General features: G+C 55.9%; 8 protein-coding genes. All 8 read right to left on the bottom strand.

What is annotated here, in order from left to right:
* Nucleotides 1-197 precede the first annotated feature (197 nt).
* The 8 genes from AC3A5O_RS17720 to AC3A5O_RS17685 are packed head-to-tail and all read right to left on the bottom strand — an operon-like array spanning nucleotide 198 to nucleotide 16570.
* Nucleotides 198-956 carry an HNH endonuclease gene (locus tag AC3A5O_RS17720; RefSeq protein ID WP_487753507.1) on the bottom strand — a complete coding sequence of 253 codons (759 nt, stop codon included), beginning with the start codon at nucleotides 954-956 and terminating at the stop codon, nucleotides 198-200.
* Nucleotides 953-1654, bottom strand: coding sequence for an RNA ligase family protein (locus tag AC3A5O_RS17715; protein WP_321835694.1), 702 nt, complete (start codon nucleotides 1652-1654; stop codon nucleotides 953-955). Before AC3A5O_RS17715 ends, AC3A5O_RS17720 begins: the two co-directional genes overlap by 4 nt.
* Nucleotides 1651-2187 carry a hypothetical protein gene (locus AC3A5O_RS17710; protein WP_321835692.1) on the bottom strand — a complete coding sequence of 179 codons (537 nt, stop codon included), beginning with the start codon at nucleotides 2185-2187 and terminating at the stop codon, nucleotides 1651-1653. The genes AC3A5O_RS17715 and AC3A5O_RS17710 overlap by 4 nt, the downstream gene beginning before the upstream one ends.
* Nucleotides 2174-3520 (bottom strand): AAA family ATPase, encoded by a 1347-nt coding sequence (locus AC3A5O_RS17705; RefSeq protein WP_487753506.1) that lies wholly within the window; start codon nucleotides 3518-3520, stop codon nucleotides 2174-2176. The genes AC3A5O_RS17710 and AC3A5O_RS17705 overlap by 14 nt, the downstream gene beginning before the upstream one ends.
* On the bottom strand, nucleotides 3520-7584 hold the full coding sequence (locus tag AC3A5O_RS17700; protein WP_487753505.1) for an Eco57I restriction-modification methylase domain-containing protein: 4065 nt from the start codon (nucleotides 7582-7584) through the stop codon (nucleotides 3520-3522). The genes AC3A5O_RS17705 and AC3A5O_RS17700 overlap by 1 nt, the downstream gene beginning before the upstream one ends.
* Nucleotides 7585-7608: 24 nt before the next feature.
* Complete coding sequence (locus tag AC3A5O_RS17695) at nucleotides 7609-10392, bottom strand: helicase-related protein (protein WP_487753504.1); 2784 nt, start codon at nucleotides 10390-10392, stop codon at nucleotides 7609-7611.
* Nucleotides 10389-15674 carry a DEAD/DEAH box helicase gene (locus AC3A5O_RS17690; RefSeq protein ID WP_487753503.1) on the bottom strand — a complete coding sequence of 1762 codons (5286 nt, stop codon included), beginning with the start codon at nucleotides 15672-15674 and terminating at the stop codon, nucleotides 10389-10391. Before AC3A5O_RS17690 ends, AC3A5O_RS17695 begins: the two co-directional genes overlap by 4 nt.
* The gene (locus AC3A5O_RS17685; RefSeq protein WP_487753526.1) at nucleotides 15671-16570 is read right to left on the bottom strand and encodes a WYL domain-containing protein; all 900 of its coding nucleotides are present in this window, start codon (nucleotides 16568-16570) and stop codon (nucleotides 15671-15673) included. The genes AC3A5O_RS17690 and AC3A5O_RS17685 overlap by 4 nt, the downstream gene beginning before the upstream one ends.
* Nucleotides 16571-16668: the final 98 nt, after the last annotated feature.

The raw sequence follows: 16668 nt of genomic DNA, 5'->3' as shown, positions 1-16668 counted from the left end.
GCTCCATCGACTCGATCTGTATGACACAAACGATCTCGGCCATCTCACACCCTAATACGTAAATGAATCAGTCTGACCACCAATGCATTCGTATTGACCATCTAGTTGCATGTGTCTCGAGCAGCATTTAGTTAACTTGCCCCCCATCGCGGCTGCAGTTGCGATGCTCGGTAACGTCAGAGCGAACGCATTCCCCTTCACAGCAATCTGGCGCGGTGAGGTGCCAGATAAGAATGGTGCAGTGCATTGATCCAACGCAGTTTCATTCCTGGTGTAATGCCAAGGGGCAGCAAATCCATCTCTGCCAATGTTGGTGCAAGCACCAGCACACCCTGTTCATCAAAGCTAATCAGAAAACGGTCAAACAAGGCATCCAGATTGGCACTGAGCAGAAAGCCATTGAACACGTCAAGGCGTTCGGCATCGGACTCACACTCCGCCCAGGGTTTTGCATGGCTGGCGCGCAGCACCTCCGGGATCGCAATACCCGTCACCGCACATGCGCTACCCCAGTAATCTAGCATCGCATCTCGAAATTTGTTTTGGCCCACACGTTGACGCACTAAGCGCTCGACCTCGGTACCGATAATGCCTTCGGGGAGCACCGCTAGCTCAGCGGCCACTGCCTGCTGGTAGTCGGTCGCGGCCTGACTGGGCAGCGCGCGGGAAAGGCTGGCTGCACGGCGCAGAAAGGTTGCTAGAGCGGCCTCAGTCATCAAGGCAAACACTCCTGATTTCCCATAAGCCTCAGGAAAGCTGCACAGCAGTTCTGGTAGCAATATTGGCGTCGCCGCCCGAAATTGCACTTGATAGGCTCCACTTTCCTGGCCAATTAACGCGACAGAACGATGGCGTGCCGAAGCCAAGGTCACACCCGTGGCCTCAGAAGCCACTACATACTCGAATCCATTGTCGTTTCCGGCCTTCTCGATAAGGGTACGTTGCAGCGGATTCATTCAGGCACCCCCGTAGAATAATCAACGCGGTTCCATTCAATCGCTCGCTTTCGCCAGTGGGTGTCGATGGCCTGGGTAAAGTCCGGGCGGACCAGCTTGGCGCGAGCTTCGCACCACTCGACCGACTCACGGCGAATGACTAAGCCTTCCAGCGCACCAGTGCGGTAGTTGCTTGTGGTGGCGGTGACTAGTAGTCTCAGCGCAGCAACTGTCGTGGTTCCTCGCAGCACCAGCGGAACCGTCATCAAACCTGCAGCATTGGCCACTGCATTGCGCCTCTGCGTACTCCAGAAGCGACCTAAACTGCGGTCATACACATCAAACAGCAGGAACCAATCAGGAAGAGCGGCGTAGTCCAGTGAATGGCGCGCGGCGCACCACTCGCCAAAGAGGATAAGGTTTGGCTTGAGTGCGGCACGTAAGCCATCTTCGTGTTGCGCCAACCAAGCGGGCATACGTGCGAACTGACCGGCGTGAGGCTCTTCCAGGTATTGGCCCCTGTTTTGAGCGCGCAATTTGCCGTCTGGCGCGAGCGATAGCCCCACATTCGCGCCATCGAGCTTTTCTTCGACTACCACATTGCCGGCGAGAAGTGCTGACACCTCAGAGGGTGACAACACCTTGTCATCGCGCGGAGCGTTTTCGCCCAGCCAGGCAAGGTGTGGCGTGTGAGGGAATCGGAAAAAGTCGACAGTCATCTCGTCGCGACCCTTGTGTTATACCAATCATTGGGTAGCAAGCGTCGGAAGCTGAGGCCAATCGCTATCAATTGCTCCTCCGCAATAAACCAGTCTGATTCAGCACCGTAAACAATAGGTGGCATTTGATCGAAGAGCATCTGAGCCGCCAGTGCACATGCAACCCATTTTCGGTCCTCTCGATCCGTTACTAGCGCTTCGTGGTCTGGCTCAAGCACGGCAATATGCTCACCGTTGGCTTCAAGCGACTCGATGGGTACATACTCCACAAGATTTCTGTCGAGCTTGCTTTGTAAAACCTGCAGGCCGTATTCCTGGTGGTGTTGATTGAACGGCATGTTTCGTTCGTACTCAGCACGTACCAAGCCTTCTTCATCGAGTACGATACGAGCATCCGACTGGTCAAAGTCGGAAAGCCATTCATACACAACTTCGCGCAGCTCAATCTCCTGCGGCATAGCCCGTATAGCCAGATCTGAAAGATCCTGCACTGCACTTGCCGCCAGCATCACGTTGGTATCAACCAGATACATTGCTATCCCTCGCCCTCAGCTCCTTTGCACGCTGAATAGCCAGCGCAGTTTGCTCTCGCGTCTCGCCCAGAGCATCACCAAAGAAGCCCTCTGGCCAGTTTTTCACGCGACCGAAATCGTCTAGTTCCAGCGGCAGCATGTGTGCAACTTTGCCCTCGCGCTCGACGAAATACATCGCGGCGTCATTGGGAGCTATTTGCTGCCTGGCGATCAACGTTTGCATACGCCGAAACAGGTGTTCGGAGTGGGTCTCGACGATGAACTGGACGTTCCGCTCTTTGCTCACTTGCGCCAGCAATTCGGCCAACTTGCTTTGCGCCAGTGGATGCAAGTGGCTTTCCGGCTCTTCGACGATGACGATGTGACCCGGTTGTGCAAATAGTGCCGCGACGATGACGGGTAGAACCTGTGAAACGCCCACACCAACATCTTTGAGATTGCTGGCCTGGCCATCATTTTCAATCAGCAATTCGTAGCGTGCAGAACTGCCTAATGCGCGGATGGAAAGCCCATCCGCTAAGTTCATCGACTTCAACCAGTGAATCGTTTGCTCGAATAGTTGTGCTTCTACAGGTAAAGCGTGATTGCGCTTCTTGGCCGCCTGGCGCGCCACGCCGCTGGCGATCAAGGCATCCACTGCCTTGGCCCCATCATCGCCAATGTGTGCGGGCATACGGCCAGCCCACACATAATCGCGTTGTGCCAAGCGGCGAACCGGGCCGAGGTAAATGATGCGACTCAGCTCATCCAGCAGTGCAGGGCCGGTGGGACGGATTGGTTCAGCGCGCTCACCCAGCCTGTTCAAAATTGCAGCTGAAAACGCGAAGGAGCGCTCAGGACGGAAATCAGCGCTTTGCCCCAAGGAATTCCGCTCGCCAGCAAGCTGCAATCGATATACTCCGCGCTTACGGCGATGCACTGTAAAACCTTGGTTGTCCTTTCCAATACGCAGATATTCCAGCTCCGCGCTTCCCGCCATACCTTGCCGATAGCGGGCGGAAAATAAATTGGAATCTGCCGCAGCGACAGACTCACTCCAGCGAAACTCAATCCCCACCTGCGGAGTCGATGTGCCCTCGATAGCTGCGCCATGGCGGCAGAGCACATCCTTGAATTGCCCCAGCGTTACCGAATCATCCGCATCAGGGTTGCCCAGGTTCAGATCCAGATTGGGGTCGTCGCCTTTTACCGTTTGGCGGATCAGCAGCAGGCTCTGAATCAGGCTGGATTTACCGGAAGAGTTGGAGCCCAGCAGCAGCGTAATCGGTGCCAATCGAATGGGGCCCGTGCTGCGCCAGATCTTGAAGTTCTCCAGTTTAAGGTGCGTCAACATCAGTGCAACTCCCCACGCTCCAGTTTGTCCCAGGCTTCCAGCACCAGCCGTTGGGTGCGGTACTCGCCGAACTCTCGCTCCTCGCTTCGCTTCAGAACCGAGAATGTTTCAGAGGGGTATCCCGGCTTTACCGATTGTGGATCAAGGATGAAAGAAAGTTCATCGCGCTCTAGGCCATACAGTTTTGCGTAGTAGGCATCCAATTCAGCGCGGAGGACTGCACGGCGTGCTGAATCAAAAGCGAAGGGAGGTTCTTCATACCCGAGATCTTTTGCCCAAGCCACCAGATCTAATGAGGTATAAGTGAGCTCCAAAATTCTCGGAATTAAAAAATCATGATCATTTTCTGAATAGCTTTCTGGTGCCAGAATGGGAAGCTGCTTCACGATGAAAAAATTCATGGTCAGCCCGCCGATTTTTTGCCGTGCCACATAGTCAAAGCAAAAAGCGGTCAGGTTAGCGAGCAACAACGCCACCAATTTAGGATCATGATTTGTTAGTAGTAGTGGAAATTTATTACTAACTGCTGCTTTGGGAATAATCGCCCCCACAAATGACCTAGCGCTCGCCCTTGAGTCAGTGACATCTCGGAAACCAAGAAGCCAACCTTTGGCCCATCTCTTTTCCTTTAGCCGCTCGTCAACCTCTTCCTTTGCCACCCAATAAAATGGGATTGGAGCGTAATCCGGATCGTTGAGTCTAATGCTGTCGATCTTTGGAAGGATATGTGCTCGCTGACCATTAGTTTCGCTAAAGTCGCTGTACCTATGGTTATAGTGGTAAACCATCTTGGCTTCGTACAGTGGCAGTAACTTTTCGCCTCCGCGCACAAAACTATTTCCATCCAAATCATAGCCATCGCTTTTCAGTTCTTGATAGGTCTTGAAAATGTGGCTGTCGTTCGACATGTGAAGCATCGCCATAAAGCGAATATCCCAAGGATTGTCCTCGGACACGCCATTCCGCCCTTCGCGAACTAACACAGGTACGCGTTGATAGATTTTCTTGGTCAGTTCAGCATCAAAACGCGACTGAAATATTGGGCAAGTCAGCGTATTAGGATTAACCCGCTCGATGTCTTCTGGGCTTAACGTAAAAACCCGTTCCGGGTCGTGCAGATGTTCCAGTTTTTTGCCCTGAAACAGGTATCGAGTCGCCTGAATCTGCGCTGCCGCTCCAACTATCGTTGTTAATGCAAAGCGCAACATGTGGCCTTGGCCAGCACCGGGGAAAAAGCCTTCGTTTTCAAACTCAAAAAAGCTGTCGAGAGACTTATTGGAAATTAGATCGCCAAAAAAATCTTTCGTGGAGTTGTCGGTGGCCAAACCTGATGGGACGATAAACCCTGCACGACCACTAGGTGACGTTATCTGCCGAATAGTCTCGGCAAACAGTGCGTAGGTGTTCACATCCCCCACGCCGGTCAGCGGGTAACGCCCTCCATCCGGCCCGTTGACATGGGCAAACACGCTTGCAGCTTCCGCCGTGCGGCGAGCGCTGATGAACTCGGCATACAGACGCTGTTCGGCCTCGCATTCGTGTGGTGCATGCTCCAGATGCGAAAACAAATGTTTCGCCAACATCCCCTCGGCCAGCCACTGGATGCGCTGGCTGCGTTCAGCCTTATTTTGGGCATTAAACACATCCCGGTGGCGGGTGGCGAAGAATTCCTCCTCCTGCAACTTGATACGTTCCCAAGGCGGGTTGCCCAGTACGCAGTCAAAACCGCCGCCGGCAAATACCTGCGGAAAGGCTAGTGGCCAGTGAAATACCCGGGCTTCTGCACAAGCGGCTCGGGCCGCTGCCAGTGCACCTTGTTGTGGGGCTGGCAGGGCATCACCTAACAGGGTGAGGTAAAGGGTAGCGCTGGTGGGGATGTGCGCTTCGCCCCTCTCGCGCTTGGGCATCAGATAGGCCCCCACCAACAAGTCGGCAGCATGCGCTAGGCGACTGGTCTTAGCCTGTTCCAGGAATAACCGGTAGGCAGCCTCCTTGGTGGCGATTTCGTTTGTGCTGTTTTCCGGTAGGACTTCTAGGGCTTGCAGTTGGCTGAGGCCACTGCCTGTGGCGGTGGCAACGTCGAGTTGGCCAAAAGCGCGGGCGTTGCGCTGCTTTTCTAGGCTTTTGAGGGCAGCGGCGTTGGTCTTGGCGAGTAGTTTGCAGACGCTTTTGTCATCGCCGGAGAGCGGCTTGAAGGCATCTTTGGCAATGCCCATTTCCAGCGTCTTGAGGTCGGTGAGCCCCAGCAGCGCATCGCCCACTTGCAGGTGGTGGTCGAGAAAGCCCAATGGCCGGCCTTCCTCAAAGCCTTCCAGCCACAAGGCGGTGCGGGCCAGCTCAATGGCCATCGGGTTACGGTCCACACCAAAAATACAGCGGCTCACCACCTCTCGCAGCGCGTGGCGGAAGTCCTGTTCGGTTTGCTCGCCCTCGGCAGAGCGGAGTTGCGCGAGTTTTTCCGCCAAGCGGCGGGCGGCGGCAAGCAGAAAGTGGCCGCTGCCGCAGGCCGGATCGATGACACGGATAGATAGCAGCGCCTCAATAGGTGCTTCGGGCTGGGCAGCGATACGCTGCTCGATTATGGGGTCGAGTGCGGACTTGATCAGCTCCTGCACCAGCGAGTCCGGTGTGTAGTAGCTGCCGCTGAGCTTACGGGCGTTGCCGGCGGTGCTACCTTCACTAGTAAGGCCTACAAAGCCAAACTTTCTGGCTGACAGATCGATTTCCGGCACCAGCTCCAGCAGGCTTTCATACACGCTACCGAGTTCTTCCGGCCCCATGTTGCGGTAGTCCACGGGCGCCAGAGTGCTACCGCCTTTGCCAACTGAATGGCTTGCCCAGCGCAGGTTTTGCATGGCGACCAGCAAGTGGGTGTTATCGAGGCTGGCGGCGTCCAACGCCGGGCATTGGTTGGTGGCGAACAGCCCGCCCAGTGCCGGCAGGGCCAGACGCGGTTCGCCTTCGCTCAGGCCCTTGAAGACGATACGCAGTGCCTGCCAGTGGTCATCAAAGCGGTTGCGGGCGCGGCGCTTGAGGCACAGCTCGCGCAGGCGGCCCACGGCGTAACCCTCGGCATAGGCGCGGCGCTCGGCCTGGGCAGCGCTACCGTCGTCGTTGGTGTCGTTTTTGGAGTGCAGCAAGCCGCGCTCTTCGACGCTAAACAAAAAGATCAGCCGGTAGATCAAGCGGAGCAGTTGTTGAAAGTAGGCATCCTTGGTCAGTTCGCCGTTGTGCAGAGCTTGGCGCAAGGCATCGTTGGCCGGGTGCTGGACAAACCCTGTGCCTAGAGTGAGCAAGGCGTCGGTTACCCCTAAGCGCAGGCCATCGCGGACTCGAGTGCCTTCCTCCTGACCAGCAGCGCGCCACTTTTCCCAGATGCATTCGGTGGGCTTGCCCACTGCGCGGGTGGCGTGTAGCAGGCGCCAGACATTGGCGAACTCGGCATACCGCTGGCCACCCAAAAGGTCGGCCAGATCAATTTCGAGAAAGCTGGGGCGTGTCAGTGTGGCGGCATCGCGCAAGAGACGCAGGCTTTTGCCGTTGCAGGCTATAGCCCAAAGATGATCGGAGCTGGCGTTAAGCAGCTCTTGCGCCAGCATGAAGGCTGACTTTTTGCGGCTGCCAGAGCCAACTACGGCAAAGCGTGTATCGGGTTCATGCAAGGCCAGGGTATGCGGTGCGACCACCACCGGTACGCCACCTGCGAGGAGGCCTATCGGGTAATGACGCTCCTCCAGAGTGATTCCGGAACAGGCTTGCAGTTGAGTGAAGCCGAATACATCGCGTAGCAGCTCTTGCACAAAGGTATGGGTGAGCGCAGCCGCGTCCACATCGGCACGTTCGAGTTGAGCTGCGAAGTGCTTCCACTGGGCGCAGGCGATCTGAAAGGCGCGGCTGTAATCGTCCTTGAGTTTGAGGCCCTTGGGTGTGCCGTAATCGGCTTCGGTTTGCCACTGGGCGCTGCCGAATGCAGCCTTTTCCAGCTGATCCGGCAGAAATAGGCCGCCTTCCAGCGTGAGCGTGGGCAGGTTCAGCGCTGCTTGGGTTTTACATAGTTTTCTCATGTTCTTATCCCTAGTGGCCGCCCGTTACAGTGAATCGGGCAGCAGCACGTACACTCCCATCACATCCACTGGTAGACAGGCGTTAACGCTGTACTGCCCGACATCGCGGGCCGCCTCGCGCACTCGCTGGTGGTCGGCCAGCAGCAATTCAGCGCGTTGCTCGGCGAGCATTTGCAGTTGTTTTGGGTGTGCGGCGATAAAGTCGAGAGCAGTGCGGATTTCGCGCTGCACGGCTTCCAGCGGCAGGTTGCCGCTGGGCGTGCATTCCAGCAGTCGCGCCACCGCATCGCCCTCTAGCCATTGCGGATTGCTGCGCCCCGCCACGGCCATGGCCACGGTTTCTTCTGCCATCATCTGGAACGGCTGACGACGGCGCACATAGCCCAATTGATGGCGCAGGCGCAGCAGATAAATAGTGGTGACCACCTCCACGGTATCGGTCAGCGTGGCAGCGCAGCGTGCAGCAATGCCCGCCTCCCCGCTCAGGCTGGTCTCCAGCAGATATTCCGCCAGCACACTGACGAGCGGGTGGCTGCGGTGCAGCTCATTGAAGTCAATTAGGACCGGTTTGCTTATGCCTTCATCGGCCAGACGCAGCTTGAGTGCCTCAGGCAAATGCTGCGGTAGAAAGCGAAATTGCTGTTTGCGCACCGGTTCCAACGGAGCATTGAGGCGGGTACAGGCGCTCTGTACAAAACGCTGAACATCAGTCTGGGTGCCTAGTGCTTCTTGCTGTTTTTGCCACTCTGGTAGCACTTCATCAGGGCGGATTCTGCGCTGAGCGAAGACGGTGCGATTAGCCTTGGCTTTTTGCAGCGCGTCCTGCCATTGCTCCTGCAGCGGTGCCAAAATGCGTTCGGGCTCGCCAAAGTCAAAACTGACTTGAGGCGATGACTTTTGGCTTTCACTGCGCTTCATCAGCGCAGCCTTGACCAAGGCTTGATTGATGCGAGCTTCGTCTTCAGGCATGGGCACTAGCACGCCCAGCTCTTTTTGGATGGTTTCGCCTTTGCGCAGAATCACGTTCAGCACAAAACCATCGACAGGGTTGTCCTGCCCCCAGAGCATCGTGCAGCGAACCTCTTCCGACTGTTGGCCAAAGCGATCAACGCGGCCTTCACGTTGCTCGTGACGGGTTGGGTTCCAAGCCAGATCGTAGTGAACCACGGCAGTGAACAGGTGCTGTAGATTGATGCCCTCGGACAGACAGTCGGTGGCGACCAGAATGCGCAGTTCGACTTCTTCCATGGCGTCAACACGCTCATGCCGGTCTTCCGGCGTGTATTCCCCAGTGACGGATTCGACCGTGGCCTTGGGAAAGGCTTTGCGCAGGTGTTCTGCTACATAGTTAGCGGTGGCGATATAGCGGCAGAACACTACGGTGTGGTAACCATCTTTAACCAGTGCCTCGATATGCCGTATCAGAGAGGCTAACTTTGGGTCACCCGTCTTGCCGGAAAGGCGCTCAGCTTCCTGGATCAGCCCCTGCAGCCTGCCGGTTTCTTCAAGTTTCGCGGGCGGCTCCAAGTCACTGCCGTCGAGGTTGTCGGCCTCGCCATCGTGCAGACGTTCGTCGGCAAGTAGGTCGTCTGTTGCAAGAGTGCCTTCCAGCCGGGTGGAGAGTGCTTTGACCGCCGCAGCTGGTGAGGAGGCAACGCAACGCAACAGCGCGAGCGTCGCGTACCAGATCAGGCGTCCGCGGCCTTCGCCCTGCTGTTCAATTGTTTCAGCTATCTCACGGCAGTAATCCTGAACAGAATCAAAAAACCTTCCCCAATCGCCGCTGAGCTGGTAGGTCACTTCGGTTTTCATACGGCGAGGAAAGCCGCGACCATCGCCAGTTTCGGCTTGCCATTCGGCGATGTCCTTGCGACGGCGCTGAACAAAATGCCGGGCTAACTCCTGCCGCAAGGGGTCATTGGCTGAAGTACGGTTTTGTAGGGCAACAAAGCGCGGATCGAGCAACGACAATAGGTTGTAAAATGCCGCTTCATCGCCCGAGTGAGGGGTTGCAGTGAGCATGATCAGGTGCCGATTTTCATCCTTCACCAGGCGCTGCAATAACTCAAAACGTAGCTGTTTGCCCGCGCCACTGCTCGCGCAGGTATGCGCTTCGTCAACAATGACGCACTCCGGTGCAATTGCCAGAAAGTGCGCGCGATGGCGCTCGCTCTTGATGTAATCGAGGCTAACCACCACCACGGGATAGTGATCGAATAAGCTGACGCCATGGGGAATATCGCGCTCGATACGGGAGGCCGATGCCGAGGTCAGCGCGATAGCTTGCAAATTGAAGCGGGTTTCTAGCTCGCTTTGCCATTGCTCTACCAAGTGTGGGGGGCAGAGGACAGCGAGACGGGCGATCTCACCTCGGTCCATCAATTCACGGGCAATCAGGCCGGCTTCGATGGTTTTACCGATACCTACGTCGTCCGCAATCAACAGACGCACGGTGGTAAGGCGAAGCGCCATCAATAGGGGAACTAGCTGGTAGCCACGTGGCTCAACCGCGATATTGCCAAAAGAACGGAACGGACCGCCGCCAGCCCTTAGCTTGAGGCGTAAGGCATCACGTAGCAGCAGTGCCGCCGCATGGTTACCGGCCTGCTCAGGCTGTGGCCAGGGAAAGGTGGCAGGCTCAACCGGCTGCAGTTCAAGTTCCGGAATCAGGGCAATAGTGTCGTCGTCTGCGCCACCGAGAGGGCGCAGACGCAGCCAGTCACGGCGTGATTCGCTTTGCACTACCCATTCGCGGCCACGGGCACGAACTAGGTTACCGGGCATGAAGTCGTGTTCAAGCTGGGTCATTTTGTTTTCTCATGGTTGCCGAACACATCGGGATGAGCCGCAAACTGCACTTGCCATAGCGATGGGTCGGAGAAGTTCAGCACTTGCCAGCCTTTGTCAGCCATTAAGGCAGCAGTGTCGGTGTCAATGTCTTCAAGAAACACCAACGCGCGGACTGACTTGTATTGGCCGGCGGCTATGGCTGCGCCTTTATTGACGGGCAACTGTATGGCATCCGGTTGGCGTAAGCCTGAGGCATTCAGGGCGCTCAGCCATTGCGTGAGGAGAGCGTTGGCCGGTGCGCTTTCTTGAGTTGGCGGTATATTTTGCTTGGGCTGGACTTCGGCATTTGCCAGCGCAACCAACACTTTGAGCGCATCGCCATTGCGGCGATTAATGTTCTCGTGGTCGGGCTGGTTGAAGTAGGACAGTAGGCATTGGTAGCAGCCGGCTTCACAGATGTGGTTACCCAGCGCATTGGTTTGCTCCAGCCCGGGCAAGTCTTCCAGTTTCCACGGGCCTAGTGGTACAGCGTGATGCAGTAACCTGAGGGCATTACTAGCGACCTGCGCCAGGCTGGCTGGGTCGCTGGCAATGCGAGTCAGCACGCCAGCCCCCCCTTCAGCCGCCTCGTAGAACATCAATGCCCGGCGCTCGTCCGCCTTGGGCAACGGTTCGGCCACGAGTTCGGACTCTTCGATCTGGAAGGTCATTTCGATACCGCGCTTAAGCGCCGCCTGCAAGGTCGCCATAGCCTCCGTCGATAAGGCATGCACAGGTGCCAGAATCAGCAGGTTGCGGTGGTCCTCGACGAAGGGAACGATGCGCTGATTGGGCACCTTGTCGAGCAGGGCCTCGTCCTTGCCTTCCTCATCATTGGCCCCCGGCTCGTCCTGTTTGCTCCAAGTGCCGGTGATGGGGTTGATGTAAAAGCCCAACTGCTCCTTGTTTTTACGCCTACGCCAGCCACGGTTAATGCGCCACAAGCGTGCGGCAGGCGCATAGGTCAATTCAGCTAAAGCTTCGTCGCCGAGCCTGACATCGGCCTTACGCTGCTGGATGACGCCATCCGGCCCCGGCAGGAACCGGTAGGTGGTTTGTAGCTCAAACCCCTGACGTTGACGATCCTCATCATTGATAGAGATGCGTTCGACAGCGACCGTTTCCACGGTTTCAATGCGATACAGCTCTCGCACCCAGTCGTGTTCGGTCAGCAGGGCATCACAGTTTTCACAGCGATTGACCAAAGGCTGCGTGCCGTTGATATCGCCCAAATGACCGTAACCGCATTGACTGCAGACCAGCGAGGTGATGGTAGCGAGCTGGCTGTTGCCGGAAATGTGATCGGCCGAACCCACGTTAAGTTTGGCGCGCACTACGCGGTACATACGACCCTGGTGATAAATCAGACTGCGCGGGCCGAACTCTGATAAGGCCAGGAAGCGCGGACGGCTCACCATGCTGCCCTCGTCGTCCTTGCCATTCGCCGAGCCCCCCCCGCGTGCAGGAATCCAGGCCATCAAGGGCAACCGAGGAAAGTTATAGCCGGGCAGAAAACCCTGACTGGCCAGATAACGATACGTGTAGAAATCCGAGTTCTGCGTGTTCCCATTCTTCAGCAACACAGCGTACTGCCGGGCCGCATCGCCGTAGCGGCGCTGGGCGTTCTGACGCTCACTATTTGATGCCGTATGGCTTTTAACGATCTGATCAGCCATGTTCATTTGTGTGCGTGTTGCATCAAACAAGACACGCCAGCGCTCCATTGCATCGGAAAATGCCTTGGGCGCACGCTCAATAACCTTCTGTACATAATCGGCTGAAAACCAGTCGCTATCGGCCAGTTCGCTCTGCAACTGGGCAATGACGCGGGCTGCACTGGCTTTGGCGCGCTGTGTCACAGCAGGATCATTAAGGGCATCGTGGTAGGACTTGATCAGCGGCTTGCCGGCTTGATCAAGGTCGAGCATAGGGGCGATGCTGACATCGAGGGCAATGTGGGCGTTTGCCAACCATACCGCCTGCAAATGGCTCTCGACCAGATCGCGATTTGCCAGATCCAGCGTGGGCGCACGAACGATGCCATGCACCATTTCGTTGGCATGATGGAAAAACCATTGGTCATGGGGGCTCAACGAAGCGCAGTAGGTAATGACCAGCGCTTGCTGTCCAGATCGCCCGGCCCGGCCGCTGCGCTGCGCGTAATTGGCTGGGGTCGGTGGAACATTGCGTAGGTACACGGTATTCAGTGAGGAAATGTCGACGCCAAGCTCCATGGTCGGCGAACAGAACATGATCGGGAGTCGTTCCAGAGGGGCCTCGTGCGCCGGGTTTTGTGCCCAGTCCTTACGGTCCTTGTCGGTGTAGCGGAAACGCTGCTCCAGCAACTGGCGCCGCCCGGCATCCACTTGGGCCGTGTGCTCCTGCGCCTCAAAATCAAACAGCGGATGGCTTTTCTGTCGCAGTAATTCCGAGATGCTCAGATAAAGTGTGCGAAAGAACTGATTGGAGCGGGAGTCTCCCGTCTGCAGGAAGCCCTCCGGCAAACACCAATCCAGCGCGGCGGCATTCAGCCGCCAACCAATTAGATGTTGATCAATCGAATGCTTCTGGACATAGCCGTAAAGTGCCGCTGCTTGCAGCAGTTCCTCTACCAATTCGACCCACTCAAGGTCTTTCCAGGTAGCGACCAATCCGGCAAACGCGGTCTCTTTCCATATGGCAGCGGTTTTGATGTCACGCAGCATGCGCGAGCGAGGCCCACCGGTCACCAGATCCGTTCTCGGCTTACCCTTAAATTCCGGTCGCTTGCCGAGAATCAGGTATTTGGATGTTTCCAACTGCTCATCGGGAGCAAATGCCCAGCGCTCGTTCAGGTAGGCGAAGGCACTGGTTCGCGCCTTGTCTTGCTCTACCGGATCAAGATAGCGAGTCTCAAGACATAGCCCGCGACGCATTGTGTCGAAAATAAGCTGACACAAGACCGCCCGATGCGCGGCAGTCAATTTCCCCAACGGGCTACTTTTGCTAAAGGCAGCAGAGTCGGCACAAAAGTCATCCAGGCTGCGATAACTAATGTCCAGCAAACCCAGTTGATCTAGGTTCGGATTGTTGAATCGCCAGCCGCGACGCAGATCCCGCAGCAAGCGGTAGCCGATGATGTAGCGTAGAGTGCGCTGCGCTTCTTGCCGAGCCAGTCCCATCAGCTTGGGTGTACGCAGATACTCAGTCAGAGTGGCTTCATCCAGCCGATCAAATCCGAGTGCCTTGAACACGGCGTCTGCCAACTGTTCTTCGCTAAGCTCACCGCCGCTGTTTTGCAGCGCACCAATAAGACCTGAACGCAAGGTCAGCAAAAAAACGAAATCGTTGAAATGACCGGCTTGTAATGCTGCGTCCTGACGGTTGTCGGTAAAGCCGAGCAGCTTGCGTGGATCAGGTTGCCCGCTTTCCGGCTCTTTTTCGTTAAAGAGCTGACGCAGTGCCGTCAGCGTCAGAATCGTCGTAGCAGACGAGCGCCCCTCACCAGAAAGACTGGCCAGCCGATTGATGTCTTTACCATGCGCCTCATGCAATTGACCGCAATTCAAGCAGAAGCGGAATTTGCCTGGGACGTACCAGAACGACTCGCCATGCCCCTCATTTCCCTGCGGATCAACGCTCACGCTATAAGGCACGGCTTTTTTGTAGTTTTGCTTGATCTTGATTTGGTCGCGACTTAAATCCAGCCATGTCTCAGGAAGATCTTCAAGATCGCCCCGGAAGGACAGATTGGAGCCCTCATAGCAAAGGAAGCCATAGAAGACGTCTTCGTTATCGTCCGTTGTGATGTCATCTATTTCACGGGGCGTGAAACTCGCGGGAGGTTGCTTTGATTGCCAGACAGGCAGGTACTCTTGGCCGCAGTCTCGGCAAAAGTGCACGGGATAGAGCTGGGCTCCCTCTCCTTGACGGCCTGGCGCGAAACGCTGAGCATCCAAGGTGATATGACGAATACCAGGAGCCTCAAGGGTGGTCAGGACCTTACCAGGACCGCTGATAAATTGGTGAAGCTTGAACGCGAATGGCGGCCGCCCTTGCGGTGTTTTGATTTCATGTGCAGCAACGAGAAAGCGCTGTAATCCGTCGCGCGCCACATCTATCGCACAACCTGAATCGCCCGCCAACTTTTCACTGGCTGCTTGTATGGTCATCGGTTTTGCTCGACGCGGTGGCTCGTTGTCAGGCAGCTCAATGCCAAGGTTTAGCTCGACCCAAATGGATAATGGATCAGCCTGAAATGCGTCAAAGTTTGCCCACGAAAAATCAGGACTAGCTACTGCACCAGCCAAATCAGGCTGCACTGCCGCGACATCTTTCAGTGGATCGGTCACGCGCTCCAGCGTTTCACCAATGATCTCTTGCTCACTGATAGGAGTACCAAATAGCTTGCTGGCCACTGCTGCCACTGTCTTGTTGCGATCTGCCAGGGTTCCGGTGCTGGACATGGTAGCGGACGTGCCGATGCAGACGAGTTCATCTGCCTGTAAACGCTCCCGCAACCGACGCACAAGCAATGCCACGTCTGCGCCTTGGCGCCCACGGTACGTGTGAAGCTCGTCGAGAATCAGGAACTCCAGCCCTTGACAGTGATCCACCACGCGGCGGTCCACCTCGTCAAAGCGAGTCAGGATCAGCTCCAGCATCATGAAGTTAGTTAGCAAGATGTCAGGTGGGTTGCCTGCAATTACATCTCGTTCTGCTTTTGACTCTTGCCCGGTATAACGCGCAACTGTGAAGGGTTGTTGTCCCTTCGGATAACCATGAAGGAATTTGTCTAGCTCTTCGAGCTGACTATTCGCCAGGGCATTCATTGGGTAGATAACGATGGCACGAGTTCGTGCGGTTGTTTCTTGGTCTTTTGCTTTCAAAATCCGGTCAATTACCGGAATGAAGAAGGACAGCGATTTACCGGAGCCAGTGCCTGTTGTAACAACATAGCTCTGCTTTCCTTGCCCCTTGGCCAGCGCTTGCAACTGATGCGCATAGAGGTGCAATGGCTGCGGATGCCCCTCTGCTTTGCCAACCTGAAAAAGCTCGGCACAAGCGTCATGCAACACACCCGCTGCGACCAACTGCTGCACCGTGCCTTTGCGTTGGTAGTTTGGGTTGATTTGGACGAGAGGCTCTGGCCAATAGCGACCATCGGCATATTGTCGTTCAACTTCATCCCTGATATCGGATGCTGCGATTCGGGAAAAGCTTCGTGAAAACGAGCTGTATTCGTCGATAAGCTGATCGCGAAAGCCAAATACGTTATTCATTTATTCTTTCCTTCCCTTGGAAGCGTGTAGCCGGGAGCTAATACAGCATTCTCGACGCCATAAAGCGCTAGATGGTCCTTCAGCCAAAGCCGATATTGATGTCCTTGCAAGCTATGATCTGGCGAAGCGTCAACGTTCCATCGCAAAAGCATATAGCCAGCAATCGCCGCGCGGACACGAATCCGAATCGATTCGCCTGCCATCGCGTAGTCCATTCGAATGATCTCGGGGCGTTCCAAGCGCGGGTGCGGTACCAGTTCTAGCTCCACAATCCGAGTCCACTGAATGTCGTGGTCTGGATGTTCGCTCGCTTTCGCGTCTTCATCTAATAACCTTGGGGCTCGAATCCGCGTAACGACAAAGTCACGGAACTCGTTGCTCTTCCGATCAAAGGCACGAATGTGCCATCGCAGTCCCGTATCGACGAGCGCAAAGGGCACAATTACACGTTCGGATTCCCCACTGCTGATAGAGTGGTAGCGGATGGATACCGGGCAATTTCGGTGTATAGCTCGACAGATTGGAGCAAGGATCTCTATGCGAGGGCAACTTAAAATTGCCGGAGTTTCGCACGGAAGTAGCGGCTTAGGTTCGCCGTTCACACCATCGCCAAATCCGAGTGAAAGTGCTGACAAAACTCGCAGTTGAGCATGCTTAAACAACGGTACGAATGTTTTACTTGTCCGGTAAACCTTGTTACTCCCATCGAACTCGATGTTCTGTGGCGCAATTTCTCGATACAGGGCCAAGTCTCTTGTGGCACCCGCCGGAGCTATTCCGAAGCGGTTCGCCAAGTCAGGCCGCCCAATCTCCCCTACGAAGTAGAGACGAAAATCGATATAGGCTAGACGTTCTCGTTGAGTATGGCTCAAATAATTGACACGCTGAGGGGGCATGGTCAAAGGCTTATCATCCGCACAGGGGACGCCGCAAGATGGCACAAATTGCACTTTCTACTCATTATTTGCGTTGCTGACATAATCAAAATGATCAT

This window comes from Pseudomonas sp. Soil_N_39 (genome assembly GCF_057655955.1).
Note: the sequence above shows the minus strand (reverse complement) of the source record. Positions and strands in the feature narration are given on the sequence as shown.

Bases quoted from the DNA above. Each gene is read 5' to 3' on its own strand.
- AC3A5O_RS17705 (WP_487753506.1), bottom strand. From the start codon at position 3,520: ATGTTGACGCACCTTAAACTGGAGAACTTCAAGATCTGGCGCAGCACG.
- AC3A5O_RS17700 (WP_487753505.1), bottom strand. From the start codon at position 7,584: ATGAGAAAACTATGTAAAACCCAAGCAGCGCTGAACCTGCCCACGCTC.
- AC3A5O_RS17690 (WP_487753503.1), bottom strand. From the start codon at position 15,674: ATGAATAACGTATTTGGCTTTCGCGATCAGCTTATCGACGAATACAGC.
- AC3A5O_RS17720 (WP_487753507.1), bottom strand. From the start codon at position 956: ATGAATCCGCTGCAACGTACCCTTATCGAGAAGGCCGGAAACGACAAT.
- AC3A5O_RS17710 (WP_321835692.1), bottom strand. From the start codon at position 2,187: ATGTATCTGGTTGATACCAACGTGATGCTGGCGGCAAGTGCAGTGCAG.
- AC3A5O_RS17715 (WP_321835694.1), bottom strand. From the start codon at position 1,654: ATGACTGTCGACTTTTTCCGATTCCCTCACACGCCACACCTTGCCTGG.
- AC3A5O_RS17695 (WP_487753504.1), bottom strand. From the start codon at position 10,392: ATGACCCAGCTTGAACACGACTTCATGCCCGGTAACCTAGTTCGTGCC.
- AC3A5O_RS17685 (WP_487753526.1), bottom strand. From the start codon at position 16,570: ATGCCCCCTCAGCGTGTCAATTATTTGAGCCATACTCAACGAGAACGT.